This is a genomic window from Ursidibacter maritimus, assembly GCF_009761395.1.
GTDB classification, from domain to species: Bacteria; Pseudomonadota; Gammaproteobacteria; order Enterobacterales; family Pasteurellaceae; genus Ursidibacter; species Ursidibacter maritimus.
This window is the reverse complement of the sequence record NZ_LEKN01000013.1, coordinates 234,188-260,608: the sequence shown is the minus strand read 5'-3', so window position 1 is coordinate 260,608 and position 26,421 is coordinate 234,188. Positions and strand designations below refer to the sequence as shown.

Genomic DNA, 26,421 nt, shown 5'->3' with positions numbered 1-26,421 from the left:
ATTCTATCAAACTTTATTTGAGAAATTGTGCGAATTTTTGTGATATAGATCGAAAAAGAGTAAACTTCACATTCTCTTTCTCGTGAGCATTTAAAGGAGAAATTATGCAACCACTTGAAAACCCAATTAAAATAGCCTTTTTTGATATTGATGAAACTCTGTACTACAAAAAAGAACAGCTTATTCCCCAATCTATTGCTGAACAAGTTTTACCTCAATTAAGAGCTAAAGGAATTATTCCTGCTATCGCGACAGGTAGAACTTTTGGCGCTTTTCCTGATGCGATTAAACCGTTAATGAATGACAAAGGATTTGAATTATTTGTTACAACAAACGGGCAATATAATTTGTACAAAGGCGAAGTGATTAGTGAGTATATTTTGACGACGGAGCGTATTGAGCGAGTGTTGGCAAAATTAACCGCTCTCAATATTGAATATGCTTTTGTAACGGCTGATGAAATTGCAGTATCTAAAAATACGCCTGAAGTAGAAACATCATTACGCCCGATTAAAGCTGATTATATCGTTGATCCGAATTACTATTTAACTCACAAAGTCATTCAATTACTTGCCTTTTTCCCTGCTGAGCGTCATCAAGAGATCATGGATGCAAATGTACTCGAAGATGATTTAAAAGAAGTTCGTTGGCATCAATATTCTGTCGATTTACTCAATAAACATCACTCCAAAGCTCGTGGCATTCAAGATGTGTTGAACTATTTCGGTTTGGATATGAAAAATGCAATCGCATTTGGCGATGGTTTGAATGATTTGGAAATGCTCTCTACTGTTGGTTATGGAGTCGCGATGGGGAACGCAGAAGATGAGCTAAAAGCCCTTGCAGATTATGTAACAGATCCGATTGAGCAAGATGGAATTTTAAAAGCCTTACAGAAATTACAGGTTATTTAACTTGAAGAGATTTGTATATAAATGTAAACTGTTCTCATCTAGATAAATTGGTTATCGGGAGATAGCTATTCTTTTAATGGAAAAAATATGTCGAATAAGCTCATTATTTCTGCTCTTACTCTTGCCCTCTCTACTTCTTTATTTGCTAATCAAGATCAGCAAAAGATTTCAGATCGTTTAAATGATCAACGTATTCAAGCGGAAAGTACTATTCTTGCTCCGGAAACCAAGCCAGTTATAAAACCGCAGGTAGAAGAACATAAGCAAGGTAACTCCGTTTCTATTACTAAAGAAGAATTAGCTAAACACCCCGATTTAGTCGTAAGAGCTTTACTCCCTGCTGTAATGCAAGGGAATATGGATAATGTAGAATTACTTTTCCCGATTTATCAGCAAATTCCTGCTCAATTTAAAGATGATATTTTGACCCAATGGGCAGAAGCCATTTTGGCGAAGAAAAAACAGAATTACGCTGATTCGGTTCGCTTATATCGCCAAGTATTAGCTGCACAATCAGATATTTTGCCTGCTCGTTTACAGCTTGCAGCTACTTTATTTGAAAATAGTGAGTTAGAAGCAGCAGAAGATCAATTCCAAAAACTTCGTTCAGAACCACTTCCCGATGAAATTCAAAGCATTATTAGCCAATATTTAACTGCGATTAACCAACGAGATCGCTGGACTTTTAGTGGAGGATTGACCTATTTGAACGATCCTAATATCAATAACGCTCCAAAAGCTGGTACGACCTACGGTAATTGGTCTGCTCCAAAAGCAGAATCAGCACAGGGTGTTGGTTTTAATTTTGAGATTGGCAAAAAATGGTCGTGGGGAAATGGCTTTTTCAACCAGCTAGGTTTGAATACTAACGGCAAATACTATTGGAATAATAAAAAATATAATGAAATTAGTTTTCGTGGTGATTTTGGTATAGGTTATCAAAATGCCAAAGCAACTATTTCCGTTTCTCCTTTTATTGAGCAAACACTTTATGCGAGTGGCTCTGATAAAAGCGATACTTTAAAACGCTTTTCTAAATCATCGGGTGGGGCATTACAGCTTAACTATTGGCTTTCTCCAAAATGGCAATGGAATAGCAATTACGAATATGGCGAACAGCGGTATATTTCACGCAAACATTTGAATGGTAACTATCATTTTGTTTCAACAGGATTAGTTTATCTTGCTAATGCTAAACAGTATTGGACGATTAATTTGAACTATAACCGAACATCAACGCGCGATCGTGATGATAGTTTCCTACGTCGCGGAGTAAGTTTAGGTTGGGGACAAGAATGGGGACAAGGGCTTTCAACTCGTCTATCTGTCAGTTTTGCACAAAAACATTACAAAGGTCCAATGCCGATTTTTAACATTACACAACGAAATAAAGAATATGGCGTGCAAGCATCTATCTGGCATCGTGCAGTGCATTATTTAGGCATAACACCACGCTTAACTTATAGTTTCACTAAAACAAGAAGTAACCATCCATTCTATACTTACGATAAACATCGTGTATTTGTTGATTTCAGCAAACAATTCTAATCAACAAACGGTAAGATTTTTGGTAAAAAATTCAAAATATCTTACCGCTTAATTCTATATGTTGCACAAGTAGATTTATGTTTAACTCCTAGCAAAATCGCAATTTTTACTGTAAACTACGCTCCCGTCCTAATGGTATTACCATTCACAAATTTTCGATTTCAATTCAAACAATCAAATAAAGGCAAAATACAATGGCAACGAATTATATTTTCGTCACAGGCGGTGTTGTTTCTTCTTTGGGTAAAGGGATTGCAGCAGCGTCTCTCGCATCTATTTTGGAAGCTCGTGGCTTAAAAGTCACTATGATGAAACTTGATCCTTATATCAATGTTGATCCAGGCACAATGAGCCCAACACAACACGGTGAAGTATTCGTAACTGAAGATGGGGCGGAAACCGATTTAGACTTAGGGCATTATGAGCGTTTTATTCGCACCAAAATGACTAAAGCAAACAACTTTACAAGCGGTAAGATCTACTCAGAAGTTTTACGCAAAGAACGTCGTGGTGATTATTTAGGTGCAACCATTCAAGTTATTCCACATATCACCAACGAAATTAAAGCAAGAGTGATTGAGGGCGGTAAAGGGCAAGATGTTGTTATCGTGGAAGTGGGTGGAACTGTTGGTGATATTGAATCTTTACCATTTTTAGAAGCATTACGTCAGCTTGCAGTAGATGTTGGTCGTGAAAAAACCTTATTTATGCACTTAACCCTTGTGCCATATATTCCAACAGCAGGCGAAGTCAAAACAAAACCAACGCAACATTCTGTTAAAGAGCTACTTTCTATCGGTATTCAGCCAGATGTATTGGTGTGTCGTTCAGATCGTGCTATTCCTGCGAATGAGCGTGCGAAAATTGCATTATTCTGTAATGTACCAGAGCGTGCGGTTATCTCATTAAAAGATGTTGGTTCAATTTATCAAATTCCAGCATTACTTAAATCACAAGGATTAGATGACTTTATTTGCGATCGTTTCCGTTTAAGCTGCAAAGAAGCGGATTTATCTGAATGGGAAAATGTGCTTTACCAACAAGCAAACCCAACGGGCGAAGTGACTATCGGTATGGTTGGTAAATATGTTGAGCTACCAGATGCTTATAAATCTGTAAACGAAGCATTAAAACACGCAGGACTAAAAAATCGCTTAACCGTTCATATTAAGTATATTGACTCACAAGATGTAGAAACCAAAGGCGTTGAAGCACTGAAAGGTGTTGATGCAATTTTAGTACCTGGTGGATTCGGCTATCGTGGTGTAGAAGGTAAAATTTTAACGGCACAATATGCTCGTGAAAATCAGATTCCATATTTAGGGATTTGTTTAGGAATGCAAATTGCCTTAATTGAGTATGCTCGTAATGTGGCGGGCTTAAAAGGGGCAAATTCAACGGAATTTGATAAAGATTCAGCATATCCTGTTGTGGGGTTAATTACCGAATGGCAAGATGCAGAAGGTAATGTGGAAGTTCGTTCGGATTCATCAGATCTTGGCGGTACAATGCGTTTAGGTTCACAGGCTTGCCACTTAATTGAAGGTAGTTTAGCGCGTGAATTATATGGAAATGAAACGATCTACGAACGTCATCGCCACCGTTATGAAGTCAATAACACCTTATTACCACAAATTGAAGCTGCAGGCTTAAAAGTAACTGGGCTTTCTGCTGATCGTAAATTAGTGGAAATTATTGAAGTACCAAATCACCCTTGGTTTGTTGCTGCTCAATTCCACCCAGAATTTACATCAACACCAAGAGATGGACACCCATTATTTGAAGGTTTTGTAAGAGCAGCTAAAGAGTATCAAGCAAAAGTATCTAATTCATAACGAATTGGTATAACAACGAAAGCGGTTAGTTTGTGAAGAAAATTTGCAAAAAATTTTCATAAACTGACCGCTTATTTTTATCTTTACCCATAAAATCATAGCGATATGATTAAACTTTCCCCATTTTAGTCTCTCTATACTTATCAATTATTAAAAATTTTCATATTAACGTGAAAATTATACATTTGCATAATGTAATAAATTTTATCATTATGTATCCCATCTAGACGGCTAAACGTCTAAACTTGGTTTTAAACTAATTAGGAGATTCACAATGACAACATTTCACGTTTTAGGTTTTCCGCGTGTTGGTGCAAAACGCGAATTAAAATTTGCTCAAGAACGTTACTGGCGTAAAGAATTAGCAGAACAAGATTTATTAGAGTTAGCCAAAGCATTGCGTGAGAAAAATTGGAAACATCAAGCGGCTGCCAATGCAGACTATGTTGCAGTAGGCGATTTCACTTTCTACGATCACATTTTAGATCTTCAAGTGGCAACAGGGGCTATTCCTGCTCGTTTCGGTTTCAACAGCCAAAATCTCACCTTAGATCAATACTTCCAGCTTGCTCGTGGTAACAAAGATCAATTTGCTATCGAAATGACCAAATGGTTTGATACCAACTACCACTATTTAGTACCAGAATTTCATAAAAATACAGAATTTAAAGTAAATCCTGCTCACTATGTTAATCAAATTCGCGAAGCAAAAGCATTAGGCTTAAACTTCAAACCAGTGATTGTCGGCCCATTAACATTCTTATATTTAGGTAAAGAGAAAGGTGAAACATTTAACCGTTTTGATTTACTCAATAAATTAGTACCTGTTTATGTTGAAATCTTAAACGCACTGGTTGCAGAAGGTACAGAGTGGATCCAAATTGATGAGCCAGCTCTTGCGTTAGATTTACCAGCAGAGTGGGTTGAAGCATACAAAGCGGTATATGCAGAGTTAAGCAAAGTGAATGCGAAAATCTTACTGGCGACTTACTTTGGTTCAGTGGCAGAACACGCAAAACTCTTAAAAGGCTTGCCTGTTGATGGATTACATTTAGATTTAGTTCGTGCACCCGAGCAACTTGCTGCCTTTGAAGATTACAGCAAAGTGCTTTCAGCGGGGGTTATTGAAGGTCGTAATATTTGGCGTGCAAATCTAAACAAGGTGTTAGATGTATTAGAACCATTAAAAGCAAAATTAGGCGAACGCTTATGGATTGCACCAAGCTGCTCATTACTTCACACACCATATGATTTAGAAGTTGAAACGCAATTAAAAGAGAAAAATTCAGACTTATACTCTTGGTTATCTTTCACTTTACAAAAAGTAGAAGAATTAAACGTATTAAAACAAGCGTTAAACAACGGACGTGCTGCTGTTCAAGTGCAATTAGATGCAAGTCAAGCTGCAGCAGATGCTCGTGCAAACAGTAAAGAAATTCATCGTCCTGAAGTCGCAGAACGTTTAGCAAACCTACCAGCAAACGCAGATCAACGTAAATCACCATTTGCAGAGCGTATTAAATTGCAAAATGCGTGGTTAAACTTACCGCTTCTTCCGACCACCAATATCGGTTCTTTCCCACAAACAACGGAAATCCGTCAAGCTCGTGCGAGCTTCAAAAAAGGTGATTTAAGCCTTGAAGATTACGAAGCAGCAATGAAGAAAGAGATCGAATATGTGGTTCGCCGTCAAGAAGAATTAGATTTAGATGTGTTAGTTCACGGTGAAGCAGAACGTAATGATATGGTGGAATACTTCGGTGAATTATTAGACGGTTTCGCCTTCACGAAATTCGGTTGGGTACAAAGCTATGGTTCACGTTGTGTAAAACCACCTGTAATTTATGGTGATGTTGTTCGCCCAGAGCCAATGACTGTACGTTGGTCACAATATGCTCAAAGCCTCACTAACAAGGTAATGAAAGGAATGCTGACAGGCCCTGTCACTATTTTACAATGGTCATTCGTGCGTAACGATATTCCACGTTCAACCGTATGTAAACAAATCGGTGTAGCATTATCTGATGAAGTATTAGACTTAGAAAAAGCAGGAATCAAAGTGATTCAAATTGATGAGCCAGCAATTCGTGAAGGTTTACCACTTAAACGTGCAGATTGGGACGCTTATTTACAATGGGCTGGCGAAGCATTCCGTTTAAGCTCAATGGGTGTGGCTGATGATACACAAATTCATACGCACATGTGTTACTCAGAGTTTAATGACATCTTACCTGCTATCGCTGGTTTAGATGCAGATGTAATCACGATTGAAACTTCTCGTTCAGATATGGAATTATTAACCGCATTTGGTGATTTCAAATATCCAAATGATATTGGACCAGGTGTTTACGATATTCACAGCCCACGAGTACCAACAGCGGAAGAAATTGAACGCTTATTGCGTAAAGCGTTAAACGTCGTACCAAAAGAGCGTTTATGGGTAAATCCAGACTGTGGTTTAAAAACACGTGGTTGGACTGAAACCGTTGCTCAATTAGAAGTGATGATGGAAGTGACCAAAAAATTACGTAAAGAGTTAGCGTAATAATACACAGCCTTAATACTCAAAGCGGATTTCAAAATCCGCTTTTTTTATTGTGTTTCATTCTATTTCCCGACAAAATGCAGATTATCGTAAATAACTAAAAGGAAAAATATGGATTCGGTTACTCAGTTTGTGCTTGGTGCAGCAGTGCAAGGCGTTGGAATGGGGAAATATCAGGGTAGGAAAGCATTATTGTATGGTGGTTTACTCGGTACATTGCCTGATCTCGATGTATTTATTCCCTATGCTGACCCTATCTCGTCAATGACTTATCACCGTGGTTTTAGTCACTCGATTTTTGTGCTAACTGCATTGGCATTTGTGATGACTTGGCTTATATTCAAATTAAAATCAGAACGCCCTTTTTCATTTTTAAGGTTATTTTTGACAATAACACTGGCATTGGTTACGCACCCCATTATTGATGCAATGACCGTTTATGGCACACAGCTTTTTTGGCCTATTTCTACAGCTCCAGAAGTATGGTCAACAGTATTTATCATTGATCCGATTTATACTTTTCCACTTGTTTTTGCTTGCCTTTGGGCGTTATTAAAGAAAATGAATGCAAAATCAATTAAGGTGTTAAATATTGCTCTCATTTTGGGTTTTGTTTATTTCGGAACAGGTTTTATAGGGCGTTTTTATCACGAACAGCGATTTAGCAATGCTTTAAGCGAACAAGGTGTAGAAGTAGAGAAAGTTTTAGCGACACCAACCCCATTTAATACGATTCTTTGGCGTGTTATCGCAGTGGATAAACAGGGAAATTTGTATGATGGTGTGAGTGGTTGGTTTGATAAAAAAGCGGAAATGGAATGGATTAAGATGCCTTTAAATTTACCATTAGCACCAAAGATTTTATCTATTTCACCCGAAACTCAACGTTTAAAATGGTTTACTGACGATTGGCTTCATTACGAGCAAATTGGCGATAATCTTGTGGTAAGCGATATAAGAATGGGTATGGCTGGTCAGTTCAATTTCCGTTTCATAGTTGCAAAACAAGAAAATGGGGAATGGATGGCAATTCAACCAAAAACTTATCCTATGACGAGAGTACATTTAAGACAGGAATTACTCGGTTTGTTGTGGCAGAGAATGTGGTCAGATAAATTACCGCTCCCTTTGGAACGATGGGTAAAATTGGGGTTATAACGAGTATTCGATAGTAAAAACCTCTAGGAATATCTAGAGGTTTGCTCTTCTACAATTAACCATATTTTTTTAGGATGGTATAAAGCTCATCTTTAATGTGTAGCTTTTCTTTCTTAAGAACTTCAATTTCTGTATGAGTTGCTAACTCAATGTTAGCTTCCATATTTTTAATTTTCTGATCTAATTCATTATGTTTATCAAAAAGGCGAGCAAAGTGAGCGTCTTCGGTTTTTAGTTTGGTGATTAAATCACGGAATTCGGGGAACATAATAGACTCCTTTATGAATGAATGTGTATTCAGGATAGTAGCACTTTTCTATTTTTATGCGTTAATTTAATCTAAAAAATTTGAAGTTGATCACAAAATATTCTTATGCTTTTTCTATATATTTAACGTTATAATATGCAAAATTTTTATGGTTAAAAGAAAGACAATCAAATGCGTAGTATCAAATTTTTTGTGAGTTTTTGTGTGTTACTTTCCGCTACCGCATCAGCACAATGGATTAAAATTAAAGATGCTGATTATGTATGGGGCCCCTTTAAAATCTATAATATTTCACTTTTTTCAGAAACTGGGAAATATGAGTTGGATACTCGTCCGGTGATGTTGAGCTTAAAATATCAAAAACCTGTCGATGGACGGGATTTTGCTATTTCGCTAGCTCGTTCTTGGTCTAATTTAGGGATTACCTTACCTAATCAAGATGATGTGGTTGATCGCTTACGAAAAATACTTCCTGACATCAAAGTGGGTGATACATTAAGTTATGTTGCTCTGGAGAATAAGGGATATTTTGTCTTAAATGATACGGTTATTGCAGAAGAATTTAACCAAGATTTTAATAATGCTGTTGTGGCAGTGTGGTTAGATCCGCGAGTCGAAATTGGTAGAAAGTTATTGTCACAGAATATAAAACAAGATGGTAATACAAATGATGTTATTAACCCTGTATCGCCTATTCCTGAAGCGTTATTAGAGCAAGAACAGAAAAGTCAACACGCTACTGTTGAGACTAGTGATGTATCCGAAGTAATTAAAGGGAATGTTATTGATAAGACTCAACCTTCTGGTAATCCAGTAGAAAATACTGTAACAACTCCCCAAAAAGTAAGTGAACAAAAAGTGACTTCTGAACAAAAACAAGTTGATGCTGAAGTTACCGCAGTAGAAACTAAAACGGAAGAAACTGTAGTGCAAAGTAAAACAGATCAAGAGCAAACAACAACAGAAACTTCAAAAGTAGAGCAGCCATCTAAAGTAGAAACAAAACTTGAACAGAATAAGCCAGTACCAGAGAAAAAGCCGGAACCTGAATCACAGAAAAAAGATGATGATGAAATTCAAATATCACCCCCAGTAGATCCTGTTTTGATTCCGAAACCACCGCTTAGTTAAGTGTCATCTCTTTTATTCATAATAATGGGCGAGTGGTTCGCCCATTTCGTTAGAGCAAAATAGTGATACTTTCGTAAACCAAGCTTATCCCAAATAGTATAAAGACTACTCCCGCAATATTGTCCAAATAGTGATTGTATTTAGCGTACAAGTTTCGAATTTTCTGATGCGAAAAAAGAATGCTAACAATAAAAAAGTAAACTACACTACTCCCAACCAAAATAAGCAAGACTAAAAGAATTTCGCTGAGTTGAGCCAAATTTGACACATAGCCAGCGAGTACGCTACTAAAAAAGACAACAATTTTGGGATTTGCGAGATTGATCATCAAACCACCTAAAATTTCTTTCCAAGCGGAACTCTTACTATGGCTAGTTTTGTCGTTGGCTAATTTTGCATTTTTGGTAATTTGTACCATTTTGATACCGTTATAAGCCAAATAGCTCCCACCAAAGAGCATTAAAATATATTGAAATGAGGGTAAGGTTTTGTTCAAGAAAGCTAGCCCAAAAAGGACTAATAGAGACCAAAAAGCAACACCGATACTGATTCCAATGGATGCGAGTAGTGCATTTTTACGAGTATCACTCATAGCTTTTCGGCTAACATAGAAGAAATCCGGCCCAGGGCTGATTAAGCCAACTAATTGTACGATGAAAATTGTCCACATATTAGAAAATCCAATAAATGAGATAGAGTGAAATTAAGCTATAAATTGCCGCTAAAATATCGTCAAACATAATACCTATACCGCCTTTTAATTGTTGATCAAAATAGCGGATAGGGTAAGGTTTGATAATATCAAATAGACGGAATAATAAAAACGTTAAAATATAGTAGAACCAACTATATTCGGGTAAACAGATAAACAAGCAGAAAATCGCAACAATCTCGTCCCACACAATACGCCCATCATCGTGTACACCAAGATCTTGGCTTGTTTTTTCACAAAGATAGCAACCTAGGATAAAGGATATGCTTGATAATACGATAAAAAATAAAGGGGAAGCGGTGAGATACCATAAAAAAATCGCAAGTAGTAGCCCAACGAGCGAGCCCCAAGTGCCTGGTGCAGGTTTAATTAGTCCAGAGCCGAAACCAACGGCAAGAAAATGAATAGGATTTTTTAAGTTGATGTTCATAACTAACGAAAATGGTCAAAGCCTATCTGTTTAGGTAAAGGAATTGTCTTACCTTGATGGAGTAAACGAATATTCTCTGCTGATTGAGAAGTTATTTTGCCGATACAGTAACAATTTAACTGTTTTGCTTTTAGCATATTCTCAAAATCTGTTTGTCTATTCTCAGGAATAGTAAAACAGAGTTCATAATCTTCCCCGCCTGTTAAAGCAAAATTGAGTGCTTTAGAATGTGAATATTCCGTTTGTATTGCTTGTGATAGCGGTAGTTTATCCACTTCAATTTCCGTACTACATTGACTACGGTTTAAGATATGTGAGAGATCGGCAAGTAGGCCATCAGAAATATCAATCGCACATTGGCTGTAATCTAACAATAATTTACCCAACGCAATACGAGGTGTCGGTTTTAAATGACGTTGGAGTAAATAGTGTTGTGCTGAATTGCATTCAGATGATTTCGGATTTAGCAATAGATCCAAACCTGCGGCACTATCGCCCAAATAACCCGAAACATAGATTAAATCATTTACCTTGGCTTGATGGCGAAATAAGCCTTGCTGTTGTGGGATAAAACCTTGTGCGGTAATGGTTAGTGATAGATGCCCTTTAGTGGTATCGCCACCGATTAGCTCTACATCATATTCATCAAGAATTTGGAATAGCCCTTGGCTAAAAAGAGACAGCCAGTGGTGATCGCATTTAGGGAGCGTTAAGGCAAGAGAAACCCAGCGTGGTGTTGCACCCATTGCGGCTAAGTCACTTAAATTCACTGCAATCGCTTTATAAGCCAAATCAGCAGGGCAAATATCAGCCAGAAAATGCGTGTCGCAGACGAGAGTATCTGTAGTTATCGCAAGACGATGATGGGTAGGAACTTGTGTCACTGCACAATCATCGCCGATAGCAAGTAAAATATCCGAACGATCTAACCGCTTATTACGGGTAAAATACTGCTTAATCAGATCAAACTCGCCCATTTTATCACTCTATTTACGACCCAATGCAGGAGCTAATTTATCTAAAATACCATTAACATATTTATGACTATCGTCAGAGCCAAATACTTTAGCGACTTCAATCCCTTCATTGATCACAACTTTGTAAGGAACATCTAATTCAAATTGCAATTCATAGCCGGATAAACGTAAGATAGTCCGTTCGATCGGATCAACTTCATTTTCCGCACGATCTAAATAAGGACGGAGTGAGTGATCAATTGCATCAATATTTTCTACCGTTCCACGCAATAATTTACGGAAATATGGCATATCCACGCCATTCATATCTTGATCAGTAACAAAAGCTAATTCAACTTGTTCAACACTATTCTGTGAAATATACCAAGAGTAAAGGGCTTGAACAGCACATTCTCTTGCTCTACGGCGTGGGGAAACTTTCATAAAACCTCAGGAATATAATGTGTAAAATAGCTTGAATAACGTACCGCTTGTTAGGGTATGTCACCCAGTAGGTTTGCCATTCAAAATAGCCGATCATTCTAGCATATTTCCTATTATTTTTGTTTAGATTTCTTATTATCTAACTGAATTGGTGGTGATTTTATAATGTGTGGTGTCACAAAAATAACCAATTCTCGTTTAGAAATTTTATCTCTACTTTGGCTAAAGAGATGTTTAAGAACAGGAATACTGCCTAATACGGGGACTTTATCTTCGCCTTTGGTAATTAAGTGTTGGAAAACTCCACCAAGTACAATGGTTTCACCATCTTTAGCAAAGACTTGTGTTTTTAATTCTTGTTTATCAATCGTGGTTAAAGCACTGAAACCATTTTGAGTATTAGGTGCATTTTGGGTAACAACCATATCTAACAAGACTTGATTATGCTCAGAAAGATGAGGTGTAACTTCAAGCCCTAATACCGCTTCTTTAAATTCTACGTCAGTCGTTTCTGACTTTTTGTCATAAATCGCATAAGGGATTTCAGTACCTTGTTTAATACTTGCCCCTTTCTTATTTGTGGTCAGTAAGCGTGGGCTTGCAATGATTTCAATACTATTTTCTCGTTCTAACGCAGTTAATTCGAGATCTAACATTCGGCTATTGATCGTTGCAACTTGGAGCACAGCTGATGCCGCATTACTAACAGGAAAATTCACATTTAAGTTGTTGGTGGTTAAATTATTTCCTTCTAATGAGCCTGCAAATTTATGATGGTTGTCGGTTGGAGAAAACATGCCCCATCTAACGCCCAATTCTTTAAGGTTTTCACTACTGATGGTCACAATTCGTGCTTCAATTGCCACTTGTTCAATAGGAGCATCGAGCTGTTTGATTAGTTGGCTTATATTTTTGATAGATGAGAGTGTGTCCTTAATAATAATACTATTACTGCGATCATCGAAATGTAGATAACCATTTTCAGATAATAGATTACCAGAACCTTTGGTAATAGCTTCTATCACTTCAGAGGCTTTTGCGTAATATAACTTAATGCTTTTTGTAGCTAATTTAGGCAAGGAAGCTTGATGTTGTCCAATATCTACCTTATGTGATGAAGATACAATAGTATTTTCTGACTTCTTAGACATAAAATAAATGCTATCTTCTTTTTTTATTGTTGATTGAGTAATTTTACTGATGCTATTTAATATTTTATCGAAGCTACTATTTTCGATAAGCAAATTTACATTCGATTTTATATTTTCTTCAATCACAATATTTTGTGAAAATTCATTAGCTAAAAATGTTAGTGTTTCTTTTGTTGGCGCATCTTTTAGTCTAATTGAGATGTTTTCAGCCATAATTGGTAATGAAATAAATAAAGTAAACCAAAATAATTTCATTGTTCCTCCTAAATAGATATGGTTATTCGGATTGGATTATCACAATCACTACTATTTTTCCAGTCAATATAGTCAATCTTTTTTAGATCGATTTTTTCGAACTGAATATCTTCATTAATTAAAATCTGTTTTTCTTTAATCGCGGTAATGTGATTTTGTTTATCAATAAATAATGCGGTAAATATCTCTTGATTTTTTATTATGCCGATTAAACGCAACTCAGAAAAAGGAGTGGGCAGTGAGAGTTTGTTAAGTTGTGTATCAGCTAAACAAGCGGATATTTCTTGCTGTTTTTTTTCATTTGATTGACCTTCAGCTAAAGCGATATTTTCTCTGCTGTTCTTATGATCATTCTCAGCATAGAAAGGATCCGCATAAGCTAAAAAAGGTATGCTGTATAAAATAAATCCAATTTTCCACATAAGTACTCCTAGTTATTAATTTGTAATGTTGCATTTAATAGCACTAAGTTTTGATGATAGAGTTTAGATAAACTTATTTCTTGATAAGTAATATTGGGTATTTCCTGTAATTTGGGAATAATCGTAATGAGGTTTTTTGATTCATTTTTGGCATTAATCACAATTTGCCTTTCTTCAATATGCCACTCTAATTGTTCAATCTGAATGTTATAAGTATTGAATATCTGCTTAATAGCCTGATTGACTTGTGAAATTTTATCTGTGATTTTATGCTGATTCGACTTCTGAATTAAGGTGTCTAATAATTTAGTCTGCTGCTCTATTTCTTGAGTTAGGCTCTCTTGATAAATTTTATGGGCGAGCTTATCCGAATATGTATTGAAATATAACAAAGCGGGTAATAGTGTAAAAGTTATGATTATAGCAACTAGAAAGTAAATCATTTTTTGGTTGATAATATAGAAAATATAGTGTGTGTTAGTTTGTGGTTCAGTGTAGGTTTTTATAAGCCAATTTTTCATTTTTTTCTATCCTTTTAAATCGATGTGAATTTGAAACTCAATGAGATTTTCCTTATTATTGTGTAGGTGTGTAATGTTATAATCTATATTCAGGTTTTTAAGTTGCTGCTCAATTAAAATAAATTCTTCTTGTGTTCTGGTTTTACCAAAAATTTTAACCATTTCATTATGGTCAATAGAGAGTTGTATCATTTCAAGCCTTCCTTTTGCTTTAAAGTTTTTCAGATAGTCCACGAAAAAATGAATACTCTTCTGAGAAAGCGATTGGTTAGGGGAAATTATTTGCTGTTTTAATTTTTCTATTTTTTCTCGTATCTGTGAAAGGTGATGAGTTTGCTGAGCTGTTTGATCTTTTATGATGTCGATTTGTTGGTGTAAGGATAATTGTTCAAAAATAATTACTATGCCAATCAATAAGGAAACAATTAAAGTAACCATTATCTTAACTAAATTACGAATATTTTCAGTAGCCCACTTTTCTTGGTTATAGCCACTTAAATTGATACCTTGCCATTCCATAAACTTGCTCCTAATGCAATCAAATAGAGTTTTTTATCTAGAATATTTTCAGGAAAACTGAGTTGTTCAATGTCTTTGTTTTGTAGTTCAGATAAGTGTTCTTGATCTGTTTCATTCAAGGCTGCAATACCTCGGACATAGCAAAATAATTCATTGTCTAAAATCACATTAGATTTTCCTAAAAAAGGTTCACCGTAGGATTTTTTTAATACATAAATAGTTGTTTTTATTCGATTACTCTTGGTATCTAGACTGGATTGAATATCAAAATACACTTCAGTGAGCGGAATGGGGAGCTCTTGTTTGAGTATTTGAATTGCCTGTTTATATTGCTGTTGTGGGTTGAGATAACTCGGGAAATAAAGGATTTTTTGCCAAATATAATCGGCAGGAATAGGATAAACAATGGTAAATTTTTCATCTGAACTCACCGCTTGCTTGATTATGTCATCAATTCTTACTAACGCATCATCGGTCAAGGAAAGTTTTTGCCAGATGGTCTGTATTTTCTGGCTTTCTCTGATACAGCAACAAATGAGCAGGTCGCTGTAACTCACCCCAATTTGTTGGTGAGTTAAGTGTTTTGACGATATTAGGTCTTTAAATTTTTTTATTTTCATAGTTCCAATTATAATAATTGTGGATTAAAACAGTTTTTTGCCGATTTTTCGCTTATAATTGCGAACTGTTTCGACGAGTTTGCATTATATTTAACTGTAAATTCAGGTTTAGTCATTTAGGAAAAGAGAATTTTTCGATGAAGATCGCAAAAATCATATTTGGTACTTTATTAACACTTACTATCTTAGGCTGTGTTGCAGTAGGGGTTATCTATTTTTATTTCAAGTCAGATTTACCGAATGTTAATTCGCTAAAAAATGTGGAATTACAACAACCTATGCAGATTTTTACTGCCGATGGTAAGTTGATCGGCGAAGTGGGTGAAGAGCGTCGGGTTCCAGTAAAACTTGCTGATATTCCACAACCTTTAATTGATGCTATCTTAGCAACAGAAGATAGTCGCTTTTATGAGCATAAAGGTGTTGATCCCAAAGGTATTATTCGTGCTCTTTGGCGTTCATCACAAGGTGATACTCAAGGGGCGAGTACTATTACACAACAATTAGCCCGCAATTTCTTTTTATCTCCAGAACGAAAAATTGAACGTAAGATTAAAGAAGCTATTTTGGCTTTAGAAATTGAGCAGAATTTAACAAAAGATGAAATTTTAGAGCTCTATTTAAATAAAATTTATTTGGGCTATCGTTCTTATGGAGTTGCTGCGGCAGCTAAGACTTACTTTGGTAAAAAACTCAATGAATTAACATTGTCTGAAGTCGCAATTATTGCTGGTTTGCCCAAAGCCCCATCAACGATGAACCCTTTATATTCGGTTACTCGAGCAGAAAAACGTAGAAATGTAGTATTGGGGCGAATGTTAGAGGTTGGAAAAATCACACAGCAACAATATGAACAAGCCAAAGCAGAACCGGTGGTGGCTAAATTTTATGGTGCAGCGTTAGAGTTTCGTGCGGATTATGTTACTGAAATGATTCGACAAGAGATGGTCAAACGTTATGGTGAAGAAGTTGCTTATACTCGAGGTTTTCAAGTTTATGCTACAGTTTTATCAGATGATCAGCGAGAAGCTCAAAACTCATTGCGCAATAATCTGATTGATTATGATCGTCGTCATGGTTGGAGAGGTGCAGAAAAATTATGGAAAGCAACGGATAGTGCTTGGGACGAAGAGAAAATCATTGAGCATCTAAGTAAATTACCACATTCAGAGCCTTTTATTGGTGCTGCGGTTCTAAAAGTTAACAAAGATAGTGCTGATATTATCTTGGCTAATGGAGATAAAGTGGTATTGAAATTAGCTGGAATGCGTTGGGCTAAGAAGTTTATCAATGATTCCGCTCAAGGCAGACAGCCTAATAGCGTAAAAGAAGTCATCAATGTTGGAGAGCAAATTTGGGTTCGCCAAGACAGCAAAGGAAGCTGGGAGTTAGGGCAAATTCCTGATGTAAACTCCGCATTAGTTTCATTAAATAGTGATAATGGTGCTATTGAAGCGATTGTTGGTGGTTTTAGTTTTGAACAAAGTCGCTTTAATCGTGCGACGCAATCATTGGTTCAAGTAGGTTCGTCAATCAAGCCATTTATTTATGCAGCAGCTTTAAATAAAGGTTTGAGTTTATCGACTATTTTAAGTGATGATCCAATTACTATTACTAAGAGGGGACAAAAGCCTTGGAGTCCGAAAAACTCCCCGAATATTTATGAAGGTCCATTACGATTACGCGTGGGGTTAGGGAAATCCAAGAATGTAATGATGGTTAGAACGGTGCAGATGGCGGGGGTTGATTATATTGCTGATTATTTACAGCGTTTTGGTTTTGAACGTGAACAATATCAAGCGACTGAAGCTCTTGCATTAGGGGCCGCATCCTTTACTCCTTTAGAAATGGCTCGTGGTTATGCTGTTTTTGATAATGGTGGGTATCTTATCGAACCTTATATTATTGAGCGTATTTTAGATAGTAATGGTAATGAGTTATTTAAGGCTAATCCTGCGGTGGCCTGTTTAAGTTGTAACGAGATCCCTGTCAGTTATCCAGAACCAGAATATTTTGATTTTGTAAAAATTGCTAAGGAATCAGAAGCTCAAATAGCAAATAGTAAAGGAACTGTGGTAGAAGAAAAAAGCAGTGAGTCTGAAGAACTGCCTGAATTAGAAATCAAAACAGTGAAGAAAGAAAATGCACCTAGTTTGATGGCCGATGCAGAAGCCACTTCTCAAGGGTTACATTACGCACCAAGAGTGATTAGCGGTGAGATTGCGTTTTTAATGCGTAGCGCTCTAAATACAGCAATTGTTGGAGAGCCGAGTCAAGGATGGAAAGGTACTAGCCATCGTATTGCAAATAGCATTAAACGCAAAGATATTGGCGGTAAAACGGGTACAACAAATAATGCGAAAGTGACTTGGTATGCGGGTTTTGGTGCAAATATTGTCACCACTGTTTATGTTGGATTTGATGACAATAAACGTGATTTGGGTAGAGGTGAAGCCGGTGCGCAAACAGCGTTACCTGCTTGGATCAATTATATGAAGGTGGCTCTTAAGGATAAAGCAGAGAGAAAAGAGCAGTTACCACCAAATATTATTGAGGCTAAGATCGATGCTAAATCTGGCTTTTTAGGCGATAGTTTTGTTGAGTATTTTATTAAAGGTACTGAACCGACTAAGAAATATATTATTGAAAAGGCTTATACTGAGCCGAATAAAACACTGGCAGAAGAGCAGCGTTTAGGATTACCTCCACCAGGAGTGCTTGATAGCCTAAAAGGAAAAGAATTATTCTAAATTACGGGATAATTAGTTTGTTTAGGTTGAAAAGAGAGTCGATTTATTGAGATAATACCGCCAATCTTTATTTTTGGGCGATTTGTGGTTTAATTATTCTATAAGTGTATTATTTGTAATCACTTTCTTGTAAATTTTAACGTGTAACAGACCGCTTGTGTTTACAAGCGGTCTGTTTTTTCCCCAATTTTTACCACAAATCAAATCGTTAAATTATTTAAAATTAGAAAAGAGAAATGGCAGAAAAACGTAATATCTTTTTAATTGGGCCAATGGGAGCGGGTAAAAGCACGATTGGACGCCAATTAGCACAAATGCTAAATATGGATTTTTTAGATTCTGATTCTGTAATCGAAGAACGTTCTGGAGCGGATATCGATTGGATTTTTGATATTGAAGGAGAAGCCGGGTTTCGTAAGCGTGAAGAACGCATTATTAACGAATTAACGCAATCTCAAGGGTTGGTACTTTCAACAGGCGGAGGATCGGTACTATCAAAGGATAATCGTAACGCACTTTCGGCTCGTGGGATTGTTGTGTACCTTGAAACATCAATTGATAAGCAATTTGAACGTACCCAGCGTGATAAAAAACGCCCATTATTACAAACAGAAGACCCGTATCAAGTGTTGCAAGAATTAGCTAAAATTCGTAATCCATTGTATGAAGAGATTGCGGATATTACTTTACAAACCGATGAGCAAGCAGCCAAAGTTGTCGCGACACAAATCATCGAAATGATGGATAATTTACAGTAAATCAAGGTAGAAAATATGTTGCAAGTAAATGTTGAGTTAAAAGAGCGTTCGTATCCAATTTCTATTGGTGCAGGATTATTAGCCGAACCGGTGAGTTATCATCCGTTAAAGCAAGGTGATAAAGTAATGATCGTTTCTAACCCAACCATTGCTGAACATTATCTTGCGACAGTAACAAGCACATTAGAAACTTTAGGTTGTGTTGTTGATTTTGTCCTTATTCCTGATGGTGAAAAGTATAAAACCTTATCATCATTAGATCTCATTTTTACTGCATTACTTGAAAAAAATCACAATCGTGATAGTACAATCATTGCGCTGGGGGGCGGAGTGATCGGTGATGTTGCTGGTTATGCAGCAGCTTCTTATCAACGAGGTATCCGATTTATTCAGATTCCAACCACATTATTAGCACAAGTTGACTCTTCTGTTGGTGGAAAAACAGCGGTTAATCACCCGTTGGGTAAAAATATGATTGGCGCTTTTTATCAACCAATTTCGGTGATTATTGATACAGAAACCTTGAAGACCTTACCTAAACGTGAAGTCAGTGCTGGTTTAGCTGAAGTCATTAAATATGGGGCAATTTTTGATTTAGCCTTTTTTGAATGGCTAGAGCAACATATTAGCGAGTTAGTTCAACTGGATCAATCAGCCCTTGAATACTGTATTCAACGTTGTTGTCAGCTTAAAGCAGATGTTGTTGCTCGTGATGAAACTGAAAAAGGTGATAGAGCCTTACTCAATTTAGGGCATACATTTGGACACGCGATTGAAACTCACTTAGGTTATGGAAACTGGTTACATGGAGAAGCGGTTGCGGTAGGAATGTTAGAAGCGGCCGCTTTATCTCATATTTTAGGTGATCTTTCAGAACAAGATGTTTTTCGTATAGAAAAACTGATTGCTCAAGCGACATTACCAACCATTTCGCCTGATGGAATGCAACCTGAAGAGTATTTACCTTATATGTGGCGTGATAAAAAAGTATTAAGCGGTCAGTTGCGCTTAATTTTATTAAAATCGCTAGGTTCTGCTTACGTCACATCACAAGTAACTGAACAGCAAGTGATTGACGCGATTCGCCGTTTCACTCAACAATAGAATGAATACTAAACAACGAGCCTTTTTAAAATGGGCTGGCGGTAAATATCGCCTAATTGATGAAATTTCTCGCCATTTTCCTAAAAAGGCTTGTTTAGTTGAGCCATTTGTTGGTGCTGGTTCAGTATTCCTAAATACAGACTTTGAGCGTTATCTGCTAGCTGATATAAATCCTGATTTAATCAATCTCTTTAATGTTGTCAAACAAGATGTCGAAACTTATATCGACGCAACACAGCAACTGTTTTTCCATCATCAAGCAAATACGGCAATGTTTTATTATGAACGCAGACAAGAATTTAACTGCGTACAAGACCCCTTTCAACGATCTATTTTATTTCTCTATCTAAACCGTTTTGGGTTTAATGGGTTATGCCGTTATAACCAAAAACTGCAGTACAATGTTCCTTTTGGTGCTTACCAAAAACATTACTTCCCAGAGAAAGAATTACGTTTTTTTGCGGAGAAAGCAAAAAGAGCCACTTTTATTTGTGCTGATTTTCATCAGTTATTCCATTATTTATGGGAAAACCCTGATGATTATCTTGTCTATTGTGATCCTCCTTATGCCCCTTTGGCTCAAGAAAGTAATTTCACACAGTATGCTGGTGGTGGCTTTAGTCTCGAACAACAACAAACGCTTGCTGAGTACGCCTTACAATCACAAGCGGTTGGTATTCCTGTCTTGATTTCAAATCACGATACACATTTTACTCGTGATATTTATCGTAATGCACAAATCAAAATGTTACAAGTTCAGAGAAATATCGGGCAAACGCCGAGTTCTCGTAATAAAGTGAATGAACTGTTAGCTATCTTTAACTAATTTTTTATTTTGATTATTTGGAGTAAAAATGACAACTCAAACTGAACGCCAGTCGTGGTCGAGCCGATTGGCATATATTCTGACTGTTGCTGGTGCAACGGTTGGTTTTGGAGCAACTTGGCGTTTCCCTTATCTAGTTGGTGAAAATGGTGGAGGAGCCTACGTTTTCTTATTCTGCATTGCAATGATTGTGATCGGTATTCCAATGATTTTAGTTGAGAATGTTATCGGACGTAGAATGAGAGTAAACGCTATTGATGCTTTTAGTGGTACTGCGAATGGCAAAAAGATCCATTCGGGTTGGAAAATACTAGGGTATATGGGGCTACTCGGCTCTTTTGGTATTCTTGCTTACTATATGGTATTAGGTGGTTGGGTATTAAATTATATTGGTGGCTTTATTTCGGGGGGGTTAGATATTAGTTCTCCTGTTACAGTAGAAACAACATCAAGCTATTTCCAAAAGAGTATTTTCAATAGCCCAGTCAACATTATGATTTATACAGGTTTATTTGTTGCGGTAAACTATTTCATTTTAGCCAAAGGAATCGTTGATGGTATTGAACGCTCCGTTAAGTATTTAATGCCTCTCTTATTTATCTTCCTAATGATTATGGTAGTAAGAAATATTACCTTACCAGGTGCAATGGAAGGGATTAAGTTCTATTTAATGCCTGATTTTTCTAAAATTACACCAAAACTTTTCGTATTTGTACTTGGACAGGTATTCTTTGCTTTAAGTTTAGGTTTTGGGGTATTGATCACATTATCTAGCTACTTAGATAAAAAAGAAAACTTAGTCAAAACTGCAACGATTACAGGGGTACTGAATACAGTGATTGCGCTACTCGCTGGTTTTATGATTTTCCCATCACTCTTTAGTTTTGGTATAGCGCCAAATTCAGGACCAACGCTTGTTTTCCAAAGTTTACCTATTGTTTTTTCAAATATGTGGGGTGGAACTGCTTTTGCCATTATTTTCTTTAGTTTATTGATTGTGGCGGCATTAACGACCTCATTAACGATCTGCGAAGTTATTATTACCGCATTACAAGAAAAAACTAAAATAAGTAGAAAAGCTGCCATTTTAATCACTTTAGTTGCTATCTTTGTATTCGGTAATATTCCATCTATTCTTGGAGATAGTGAGTGGAAAGATATTCGTATTATGGGAAGAAGTATTTTTGATGCGTTTGATTACATTAGTGGCAATATTCTGTTTATTTTAACTGCATTAGGTAGTGCCATTTTTGTGGGTTTTATTCTCAAAGATGAAGCAAAAGAAGAGTTAAATACTCATAAAGGATTGACAGCTATCTGGTTTAATTACGTTAAATATGTGATTCCTGTCATTATTTTAGTGATTTTTTATAGCTCTTTATAGTTCTTATATAAAGCCTGTAAGGTGGGGTTTAACCCACCTTACGCCAAATGCCTTTGTTGATTGCCCTTATTATTTAATAATCACTTTTTTGGTAGCACAGTTATATTGAACCACTTCTTTTTCTGACATAAAAGCATAACGACATTGCGATTTTAAGTAAGTGATTTCTGTATCACTTAATACACGCTGATAACCAACCCTTTTTTCTTCAGCGGACAGCCCCGAATCTTGTTCAGCTATCTTATCAGCCTTTGTTTTAGCTTTATAAGATTTTGCTTTTTGTAATGACGTATTAGATAAAGTACCTGAACTAGACATTTTGCTTTGGATATTTGTTTCAGCTTTTTGTGAGTCTTGCTTGCTAGTAATAGATGCTTGAGAATCTAACTTTTCTTCCTTTTCTAGATTTTTATTGCTTGAGACATCTTCTGTGATAGAAACCTTTTTAGTATTTTCGGTTTCTTCTGATGTTGTGGCAGTAACGGCATTTTCCGATTTTGCCTTATCTTCTGATTTAGCTTTATCCGTTGATGCGTTATTTTCATCAGTCTGATCCGTCATAGTTGTTTTTTCATCTTTAGCAGAAGCCATTTCTGTTGTTTGATTTTTTTCTACCACATTTTCGACCGATGTAGCTACTTTTCCGGTCGAGCTTACTGTTTGTTCAGACTTTTCTGCTAGAGTAGTAGATGCTATTTCTTTTTTCGGCTCATCAAAACAGCCGCTTAAAATAAAGCTAAGGGATACAATAGATAATATTTTCTTCATTAGGTAAGTTCCTTATAATAAATAAAAAGTGGGTAGGGAAGTCCTACCCACTCTGATGTAGTTATATTGTTATTAACGCATTGTAACAAATTCTTCAGAACCTGTTGGGTGAATTGCGACGGTGTTATCAAAATCAGCTTTCGTTGCGCCCATTTTGATTGCAACTGCAAAACCTTGAATCATTTCATCAACACCAAAGCCAATACCGTGTAATCCTACAACTTTTTCTTCTTTACCCGCACAAACTAATTTCATGCGGCAAGGTTGGCGATGTTGTGTAATTGCACTGTACATTGGCGTGAAAGACGATTTATATACCTTGATGTTCTCTGCACCATATTGCTCAACTGCTTGCGGCTCAGTTAAGCCAATAGTACCAATAGGTGGGTGACTAAATACTACTGTCGGCACAAGGTTGTAATCTAAATGTTCGTTTGGTTTATTGTTAAATAAACGTTCAGATAAACGGCGACCAGCTGCAACAGCAACAGGGGTTAACTCAATTCCACCTTGAATAATATCGCCCACTGCATAAATGCCAGAAACATTCGTATTTTGGAATTTATCCACAGGAATAAAACCACGTTCATTCGCCACTACCCCAGCTGCCGCTAAATTGATTTTATCTGTTGCAGGCTGACGTCCGATTGCCCAAACTAAACAATCGACTTCTTGGCTACGACCATCGGCTAATTTTAACGTCAGTGAACCATCACTATTTTTCACGACTTCTTGTGGGATAGCGTGAGTATGCAAGTTAATACCATCTTGAGCCATCACCTCTAGCAATGTTTCAACAATTAACGGGTCAAAATTGCGTAATGGTGCGTGTTGGCGTACAAATAAATGTGTTTCAACGCCAAAACTATTAAATACGCCAGCAAGTTCTACAGCAATATAGCCTGCTCCAACCACAGCAACACGCTTCGGTAATGTAGTGAGTTCAAATACACCATCAGAGTCAATGCCATATTCGGCACCTGTAATGTCTGGACGAGCAGGGCGTCCACCTGTGGCAATTAAAATATGATCTGCGGTAATTTGTTCTGTTTCACCATTTTCTAAACGGACTTCCACCGTATTTTTATTCACAAATTGAGCAAAACCGCGAATCACATCAACCTGATTTTTACCCAATACATTGTTATAAGATTGATGAATACGGCTAATATAAGCTTGGCGATTCTCGACTAATTTCGCATAGTTGAATTGATTAACTTGCACATCAAAGCCGTAATCTGGAGCATAAGAATGGATAGCTTCTGCTACTTGAGCACCATACCACATTACTTTCTTCGGTACACAACCTACGTTTACGCAAGTTCCGCCTAAATATTTTGCCTCAATAATTGCACATTTTTTGCCATAGCTTGCAGCTCGGTTAATAGAGGCAATTCCTCCACTACCTCCACCGATAGCTAAATAATCATAATGCTTTGCCATTTTTATTCCTTACTTAATAAATTAAAAGCGGTGAGATTTTACCAATTTTTTGCAAAAAAACGAACGAATCTTACCGCTTGTTATCATTTATTATCGTGCTATTCCTCCGAATATACTTAATTATGCTAAGAAATAGTTGTGAGTAAGGACGATATTATTCGCCCTGTTATTGAAATAAATCCAATCATCTGCCATTCTATTCGATAGATTTAAAGATAAAAGTAATGGTAAAAATGAAAAAAGTCACAATTATTGGGCTTGGTTGGCTTGGAATGCCTTTAGGCGAGACACTTATCCAACAAGGTTGGATCGTTAAAGGAAGTAAAAGAGAAGTGACAGAAAACAGCGAAGGTAACTTGATGCAATATCCCTTATTACTAACCGCTAATTTTCCGATTACATCAGAAGTTGAGCAATTGCTGAACAGTGATGCCTTAGTCATCAATATTCCACCCAGCAAGATAAATGAGATAGACTATATTGATGGTATTAAGCGGTTAGTTTCTCACGCTATTTTACAAAAAGTTAAACATATTGTTTTTGTTAGTTCAACGTCAGTATTTCCACAAAAAAATGGACACTTTGATGAAAATGCCATTCCTTTTGCTGAAGATAAATCTGCTCAAACCTTGTTGGCGGTTGAAAATTGGCTTTTATCTCAACAAATTGATGTAGATATTGTTCGCCTAGCTGGATTAGTCGGGAAAAAACGACATCCAGTCTATTATTTAGCAGGAAAAACAGAGCTAAAAAATGCACTGCAACCTGTTAATTTAGTACATTTAGATGATTGTATTCGAGCAATAATTTGTTTGCTAAATGCACCAAATGGTAAGCGAATTTACCATTTAGTTGCTCCCATTCATCCAACTCGAGAAGAATACTATCGTTTTGTTGCTAAGCAGTGTCAGCTTGCTGATTTACATTTTTTAGAGGATAAGCAACCGCTTATTCGGGTTATTCACGGGGAAAAAATCTGCCGAGACTTTGGCTTTAGTTATCAATATGACGCCCCTATTAAGATGATTCCAAATTAGCTTGCCCAAGCCATTTCAGTCAGTTTTCCACCGAAATGGCTTTCAATCAATCGGACTGTAATAGGGTGTTGCGGATTAAGTAATACTTCTTTAGTTTTCCCGTATTCAACAACTTCACCGTTATCCATTACGATCAATTTATCAGCAATATGCTTAATCAATCCTAAATTTTGCCCTACATAAATATAAGATAAGCCCAAGCGTTCTTGTAATATCATCATTAAATTAGTCAGTTGGCTTTTTACGGAAAAGTCTAACGCACTTAACGTATCATCAAAAATAATAATTTCAGGATTAAGAATAAGTGCTCGTGCCAAGGCAATACGTTGTTTTTGGCTACTTGAGGTTTCTTTGATGTGAATTAACGCGTGTTCAGGGTACATTCCAACCAGTTTTAATGTGCGGAAAATCCGTTCATTACGCTGTTCTTGCGATAAATTGGTGGCTAATCTTAAAGGGGAATCTAATATTTGACCAATGTTATAGTTAGGGTCGAAAGCATCATTAGGATCTTGGAAAATCATTCTAATTTTCTTTGCTCTAAATGCGTTATCGCCAAATTTTAACTCCCGTCCTTTAAATAGCATAAAGCCAGAAGTAGGTTCTGTAATGCCTACCAGCATTTTGGCTAATGTTGATTTACCCGCACCATTTGCACCAATGATAGCAAGGGTTTCTTGATGCTCAAGCGAAAATGTAACATCTTTAACCGCATAGAACTCTTGTTTACGAAAAAGGCCAATGCGGTCGGTAAAACGTTTACTAATTTGCTGAACTTCAAGTAAATTCATAATAATTCCAAATAAGAAGAAAGTGGCTTATTTTAGCGGTAACAGCCCAGAATGCCAAATTGAAAGATAAATTACCGATTAGAATATATAAAGCGTATAATATGCCAGATTTCAGCCTATCATTCAGGAAA

Annotated in this window: 25 protein-coding genes; 12 read left to right on the top strand and 13 right to left on the bottom strand. The window is 36.6% G+C overall.

The features are described 5' to 3' along the window. Positions 1-104 precede the first annotated feature (104 nt). The 5 genes from A1D26_RS04265 to A1D26_RS04245 all read left to right on the top strand — a co-directional run bounded on the left by A1D26_RS04265 (position 105) and on the right by A1D26_RS04245 (position 8,000). The gene (locus tag A1D26_RS04265) at positions 105-914 is read left to right on the top strand and encodes a Cof-type HAD-IIB family hydrolase (RefSeq protein ID WP_157402842.1); all 810 of its coding nucleotides are present in this window, start codon (positions 105-107) and stop codon (positions 912-914) included. An 87-nt stretch (positions 915-1,001) separates the two neighbouring features. Continuing rightward, the gene (locus tag A1D26_RS04260) at positions 1,002-2,462 is read left to right on the top strand and encodes a surface lipoprotein assembly modifier (RefSeq protein WP_157402841.1); all 1,461 of its coding nucleotides are present in this window, start codon (positions 1,002-1,004) and stop codon (positions 2,460-2,462) included. 194 nt (positions 2,463-2,656) lie between these two features. After that, positions 2,657-4,297, top strand: coding sequence for a glutamine hydrolyzing CTP synthase (gene pyrG / locus A1D26_RS04255; protein ID WP_157402840.1), 1,641 nt, complete (start codon positions 2,657-2,659; stop codon positions 4,295-4,297). A gap of 274 nt (positions 4,298-4,571) precedes the next feature. After that, positions 4,572-6,842: a 5-methyltetrahydropteroyltriglutamate--homocysteine S-methyltransferase gene (gene metE, locus A1D26_RS04250; RefSeq protein ID WP_157402839.1), complete on the top strand. Its 2,271-nt coding sequence runs from the start codon at positions 4,572-4,574 to the stop codon at positions 6,840-6,842. Positions 6,843-6,953: 111 nt separating this feature from the next. Beyond that, positions 6,954-8,000 (top strand): metal-dependent hydrolase, encoded by a 1,047-nt coding sequence (locus A1D26_RS04245; RefSeq protein WP_157402838.1) that lies wholly within the window; start codon positions 6,954-6,956, stop codon positions 7,998-8,000. Between the two features lie 55 nt (positions 8,001-8,055). Here the strand turns inward: A1D26_RS04245 and A1D26_RS04240 are convergent, their stop codons facing one another. Beyond that, positions 8,056-8,268 (bottom strand): YdcH family protein, encoded by a 213-nt coding sequence (locus A1D26_RS04240; protein ID WP_157402837.1) that lies wholly within the window; start codon positions 8,266-8,268, stop codon positions 8,056-8,058. Positions 8,269-8,439: 171 nt separating this feature from the next. Here A1D26_RS04240 and A1D26_RS09555 point away from each other — a divergent pair, with 171 nt between their 5' ends. Beyond that, positions 8,440-9,399: a pyruvate formate lyase-activating protein gene (locus A1D26_RS09555; RefSeq protein WP_198303084.1), complete on the top strand. Its 960-nt coding sequence runs from the start codon at positions 8,440-8,442 to the stop codon at positions 9,397-9,399. A 49-nt stretch (positions 9,400-9,448) separates the two neighbouring features. On the opposite strand, the gene A1D26_RS04230 is transcribed toward A1D26_RS09555, so the two are convergent. The 9 genes from A1D26_RS04230 to A1D26_RS04190 all read right to left on the bottom strand — a co-directional run bounded on the left by A1D26_RS04230 (position 9,449) and on the right by A1D26_RS04190 (position 15,429). Beyond that, the gene (locus A1D26_RS04230; protein WP_157402836.1) at positions 9,449-10,069 is read right to left on the bottom strand and encodes a LysE family transporter; all 621 of its coding nucleotides are present in this window, start codon (positions 10,067-10,069) and stop codon (positions 9,449-9,451) included. Position 10,070: 1 nt separating this feature from the next. After that, the gene (locus tag A1D26_RS04225; protein WP_157402835.1) at positions 10,071-10,541 is read right to left on the bottom strand and encodes a phosphatidylglycerophosphatase A family protein; all 471 of its coding nucleotides are present in this window, start codon (positions 10,539-10,541) and stop codon (positions 10,071-10,073) included. A 2-nt stretch (positions 10,542-10,543) separates the two neighbouring features. After that, positions 10,544-11,518: a thiamine-phosphate kinase gene (gene thiL, locus A1D26_RS04220; protein WP_157402834.1), complete on the bottom strand. Its 975-nt coding sequence runs from the start codon at positions 11,516-11,518 to the stop codon at positions 10,544-10,546. Between the two features lie 9 nt (positions 11,519-11,527). Further along, positions 11,528-11,941, bottom strand: coding sequence for a transcription antitermination factor NusB (gene nusB / locus A1D26_RS04215; RefSeq protein WP_157402833.1), 414 nt, complete (start codon positions 11,939-11,941; stop codon positions 11,528-11,530). A 113-nt stretch (positions 11,942-12,054) separates the two neighbouring features. Then, positions 12,055-13,347: a type IV pilus secretin PilQ gene (gene pilQ / locus A1D26_RS04210; protein ID WP_198303082.1), complete on the bottom strand. Its 1,293-nt coding sequence runs from the start codon at positions 13,345-13,347 to the stop codon at positions 12,055-12,057. An 8-nt stretch (positions 13,348-13,355) separates the two neighbouring features. Continuing rightward, positions 13,356-13,769, bottom strand: a complete 414-nt coding sequence (locus A1D26_RS04205) for a hypothetical protein (protein WP_157402832.1) — start codon at positions 13,767-13,769, stop codon at positions 13,356-13,358. 8 nt (positions 13,770-13,777) lie between these two features. Further along, on the bottom strand, positions 13,778-14,290 hold the full coding sequence (locus A1D26_RS04200) for a hypothetical protein (RefSeq protein WP_157402831.1): 513 nt from the start codon (positions 14,288-14,290) through the stop codon (positions 13,778-13,780). Between the two features lie 6 nt (positions 14,291-14,296). Beyond that, positions 14,297-14,809, bottom strand: coding sequence for a hypothetical protein (locus A1D26_RS04195; RefSeq protein WP_157402830.1), 513 nt, complete (start codon positions 14,807-14,809; stop codon positions 14,297-14,299). Then, a complete protein-coding gene (locus A1D26_RS04190; protein WP_157402829.1) occupies positions 14,785-15,429 on the bottom strand; it encodes a hypothetical protein in 645 nt (214 codons plus the stop codon). Before A1D26_RS04190 ends, A1D26_RS04195 begins: the two co-directional genes overlap by 25 nt. Positions 15,430-15,566: 137 nt before the next feature. Between A1D26_RS04190 and A1D26_RS04185 the strand changes: the two genes are divergently transcribed. The 5 genes from A1D26_RS04185 to A1D26_RS04165 all read left to right on the top strand — a co-directional run bounded on the left by A1D26_RS04185 (position 15,567) and on the right by A1D26_RS04165 (position 22,251). After that, on the top strand, positions 15,567-18,179 hold the full coding sequence (locus tag A1D26_RS04185; protein ID WP_157402828.1) for a penicillin-binding protein 1A: 2,613 nt from the start codon (positions 15,567-15,569) through the stop codon (positions 18,177-18,179). Positions 18,180-18,415: 236 nt separating this feature from the next. After that, complete coding sequence (gene aroK / locus A1D26_RS04180; protein WP_157402827.1) at positions 18,416-18,937, top strand: shikimate kinase AroK; 522 nt, start codon at positions 18,416-18,418, stop codon at positions 18,935-18,937. Between the two features lie 15 nt (positions 18,938-18,952). Continuing rightward, positions 18,953-20,041 carry a 3-dehydroquinate synthase gene (gene aroB, locus A1D26_RS04175; protein WP_157402826.1) on the top strand — a complete coding sequence of 363 codons (1,089 nt, stop codon included), beginning with the start codon at positions 18,953-18,955 and terminating at the stop codon, positions 20,039-20,041. A gap of 1 nt (position 20,042) precedes the next feature. Further along, the gene (locus A1D26_RS04170) at positions 20,043-20,867 is read left to right on the top strand and encodes a Dam family site-specific DNA-(adenine-N6)-methyltransferase (RefSeq protein WP_157402825.1); all 825 of its coding nucleotides are present in this window, start codon (positions 20,043-20,045) and stop codon (positions 20,865-20,867) included. A 28-nt stretch (positions 20,868-20,895) separates the two neighbouring features. Then, positions 20,896-22,251: a sodium-dependent transporter gene (locus A1D26_RS04165; RefSeq protein ID WP_157402824.1), complete on the top strand. Its 1,356-nt coding sequence runs from the start codon at positions 20,896-20,898 to the stop codon at positions 22,249-22,251. Between the two features lie 69 nt (positions 22,252-22,320). Here A1D26_RS04165 and A1D26_RS04160 read toward each other — a convergent pair whose 3' ends face one another. Then, complete coding sequence (locus A1D26_RS04160) at positions 22,321-23,019, bottom strand: hypothetical protein (protein WP_157402823.1); 699 nt, start codon at positions 23,017-23,019, stop codon at positions 22,321-22,323. Between the two features lie 72 nt (positions 23,020-23,091). Next, on the bottom strand, positions 23,092-24,462 hold the full coding sequence (gene gorA / locus A1D26_RS04155) for a glutathione-disulfide reductase (protein WP_157402822.1): 1,371 nt from the start codon (positions 24,460-24,462) through the stop codon (positions 23,092-23,094). A 233-nt stretch (positions 24,463-24,695) separates the two neighbouring features. On the opposite strand from gorA, the gene A1D26_RS04150 reads away from it, so the two are divergent. Next, a complete protein-coding gene (locus A1D26_RS04150) occupies positions 24,696-25,499 on the top strand; it encodes a Rossmann-fold NAD(P)-binding domain-containing protein (RefSeq protein ID WP_157402821.1) in 804 nt (267 codons plus the stop codon). On the opposite strand, the gene A1D26_RS04145 is transcribed toward A1D26_RS04150, so the two are convergent. Beyond that, positions 25,496-26,290: a peptide ABC transporter ATP-binding protein gene (locus A1D26_RS04145; RefSeq protein ID WP_157402820.1), complete on the bottom strand. Its 795-nt coding sequence runs from the start codon at positions 26,288-26,290 to the stop codon at positions 25,496-25,498. The genes A1D26_RS04150 and A1D26_RS04145 overlap by 4 nt on opposite strands. Positions 26,291-26,421 lie beyond the last annotated feature (131 nt).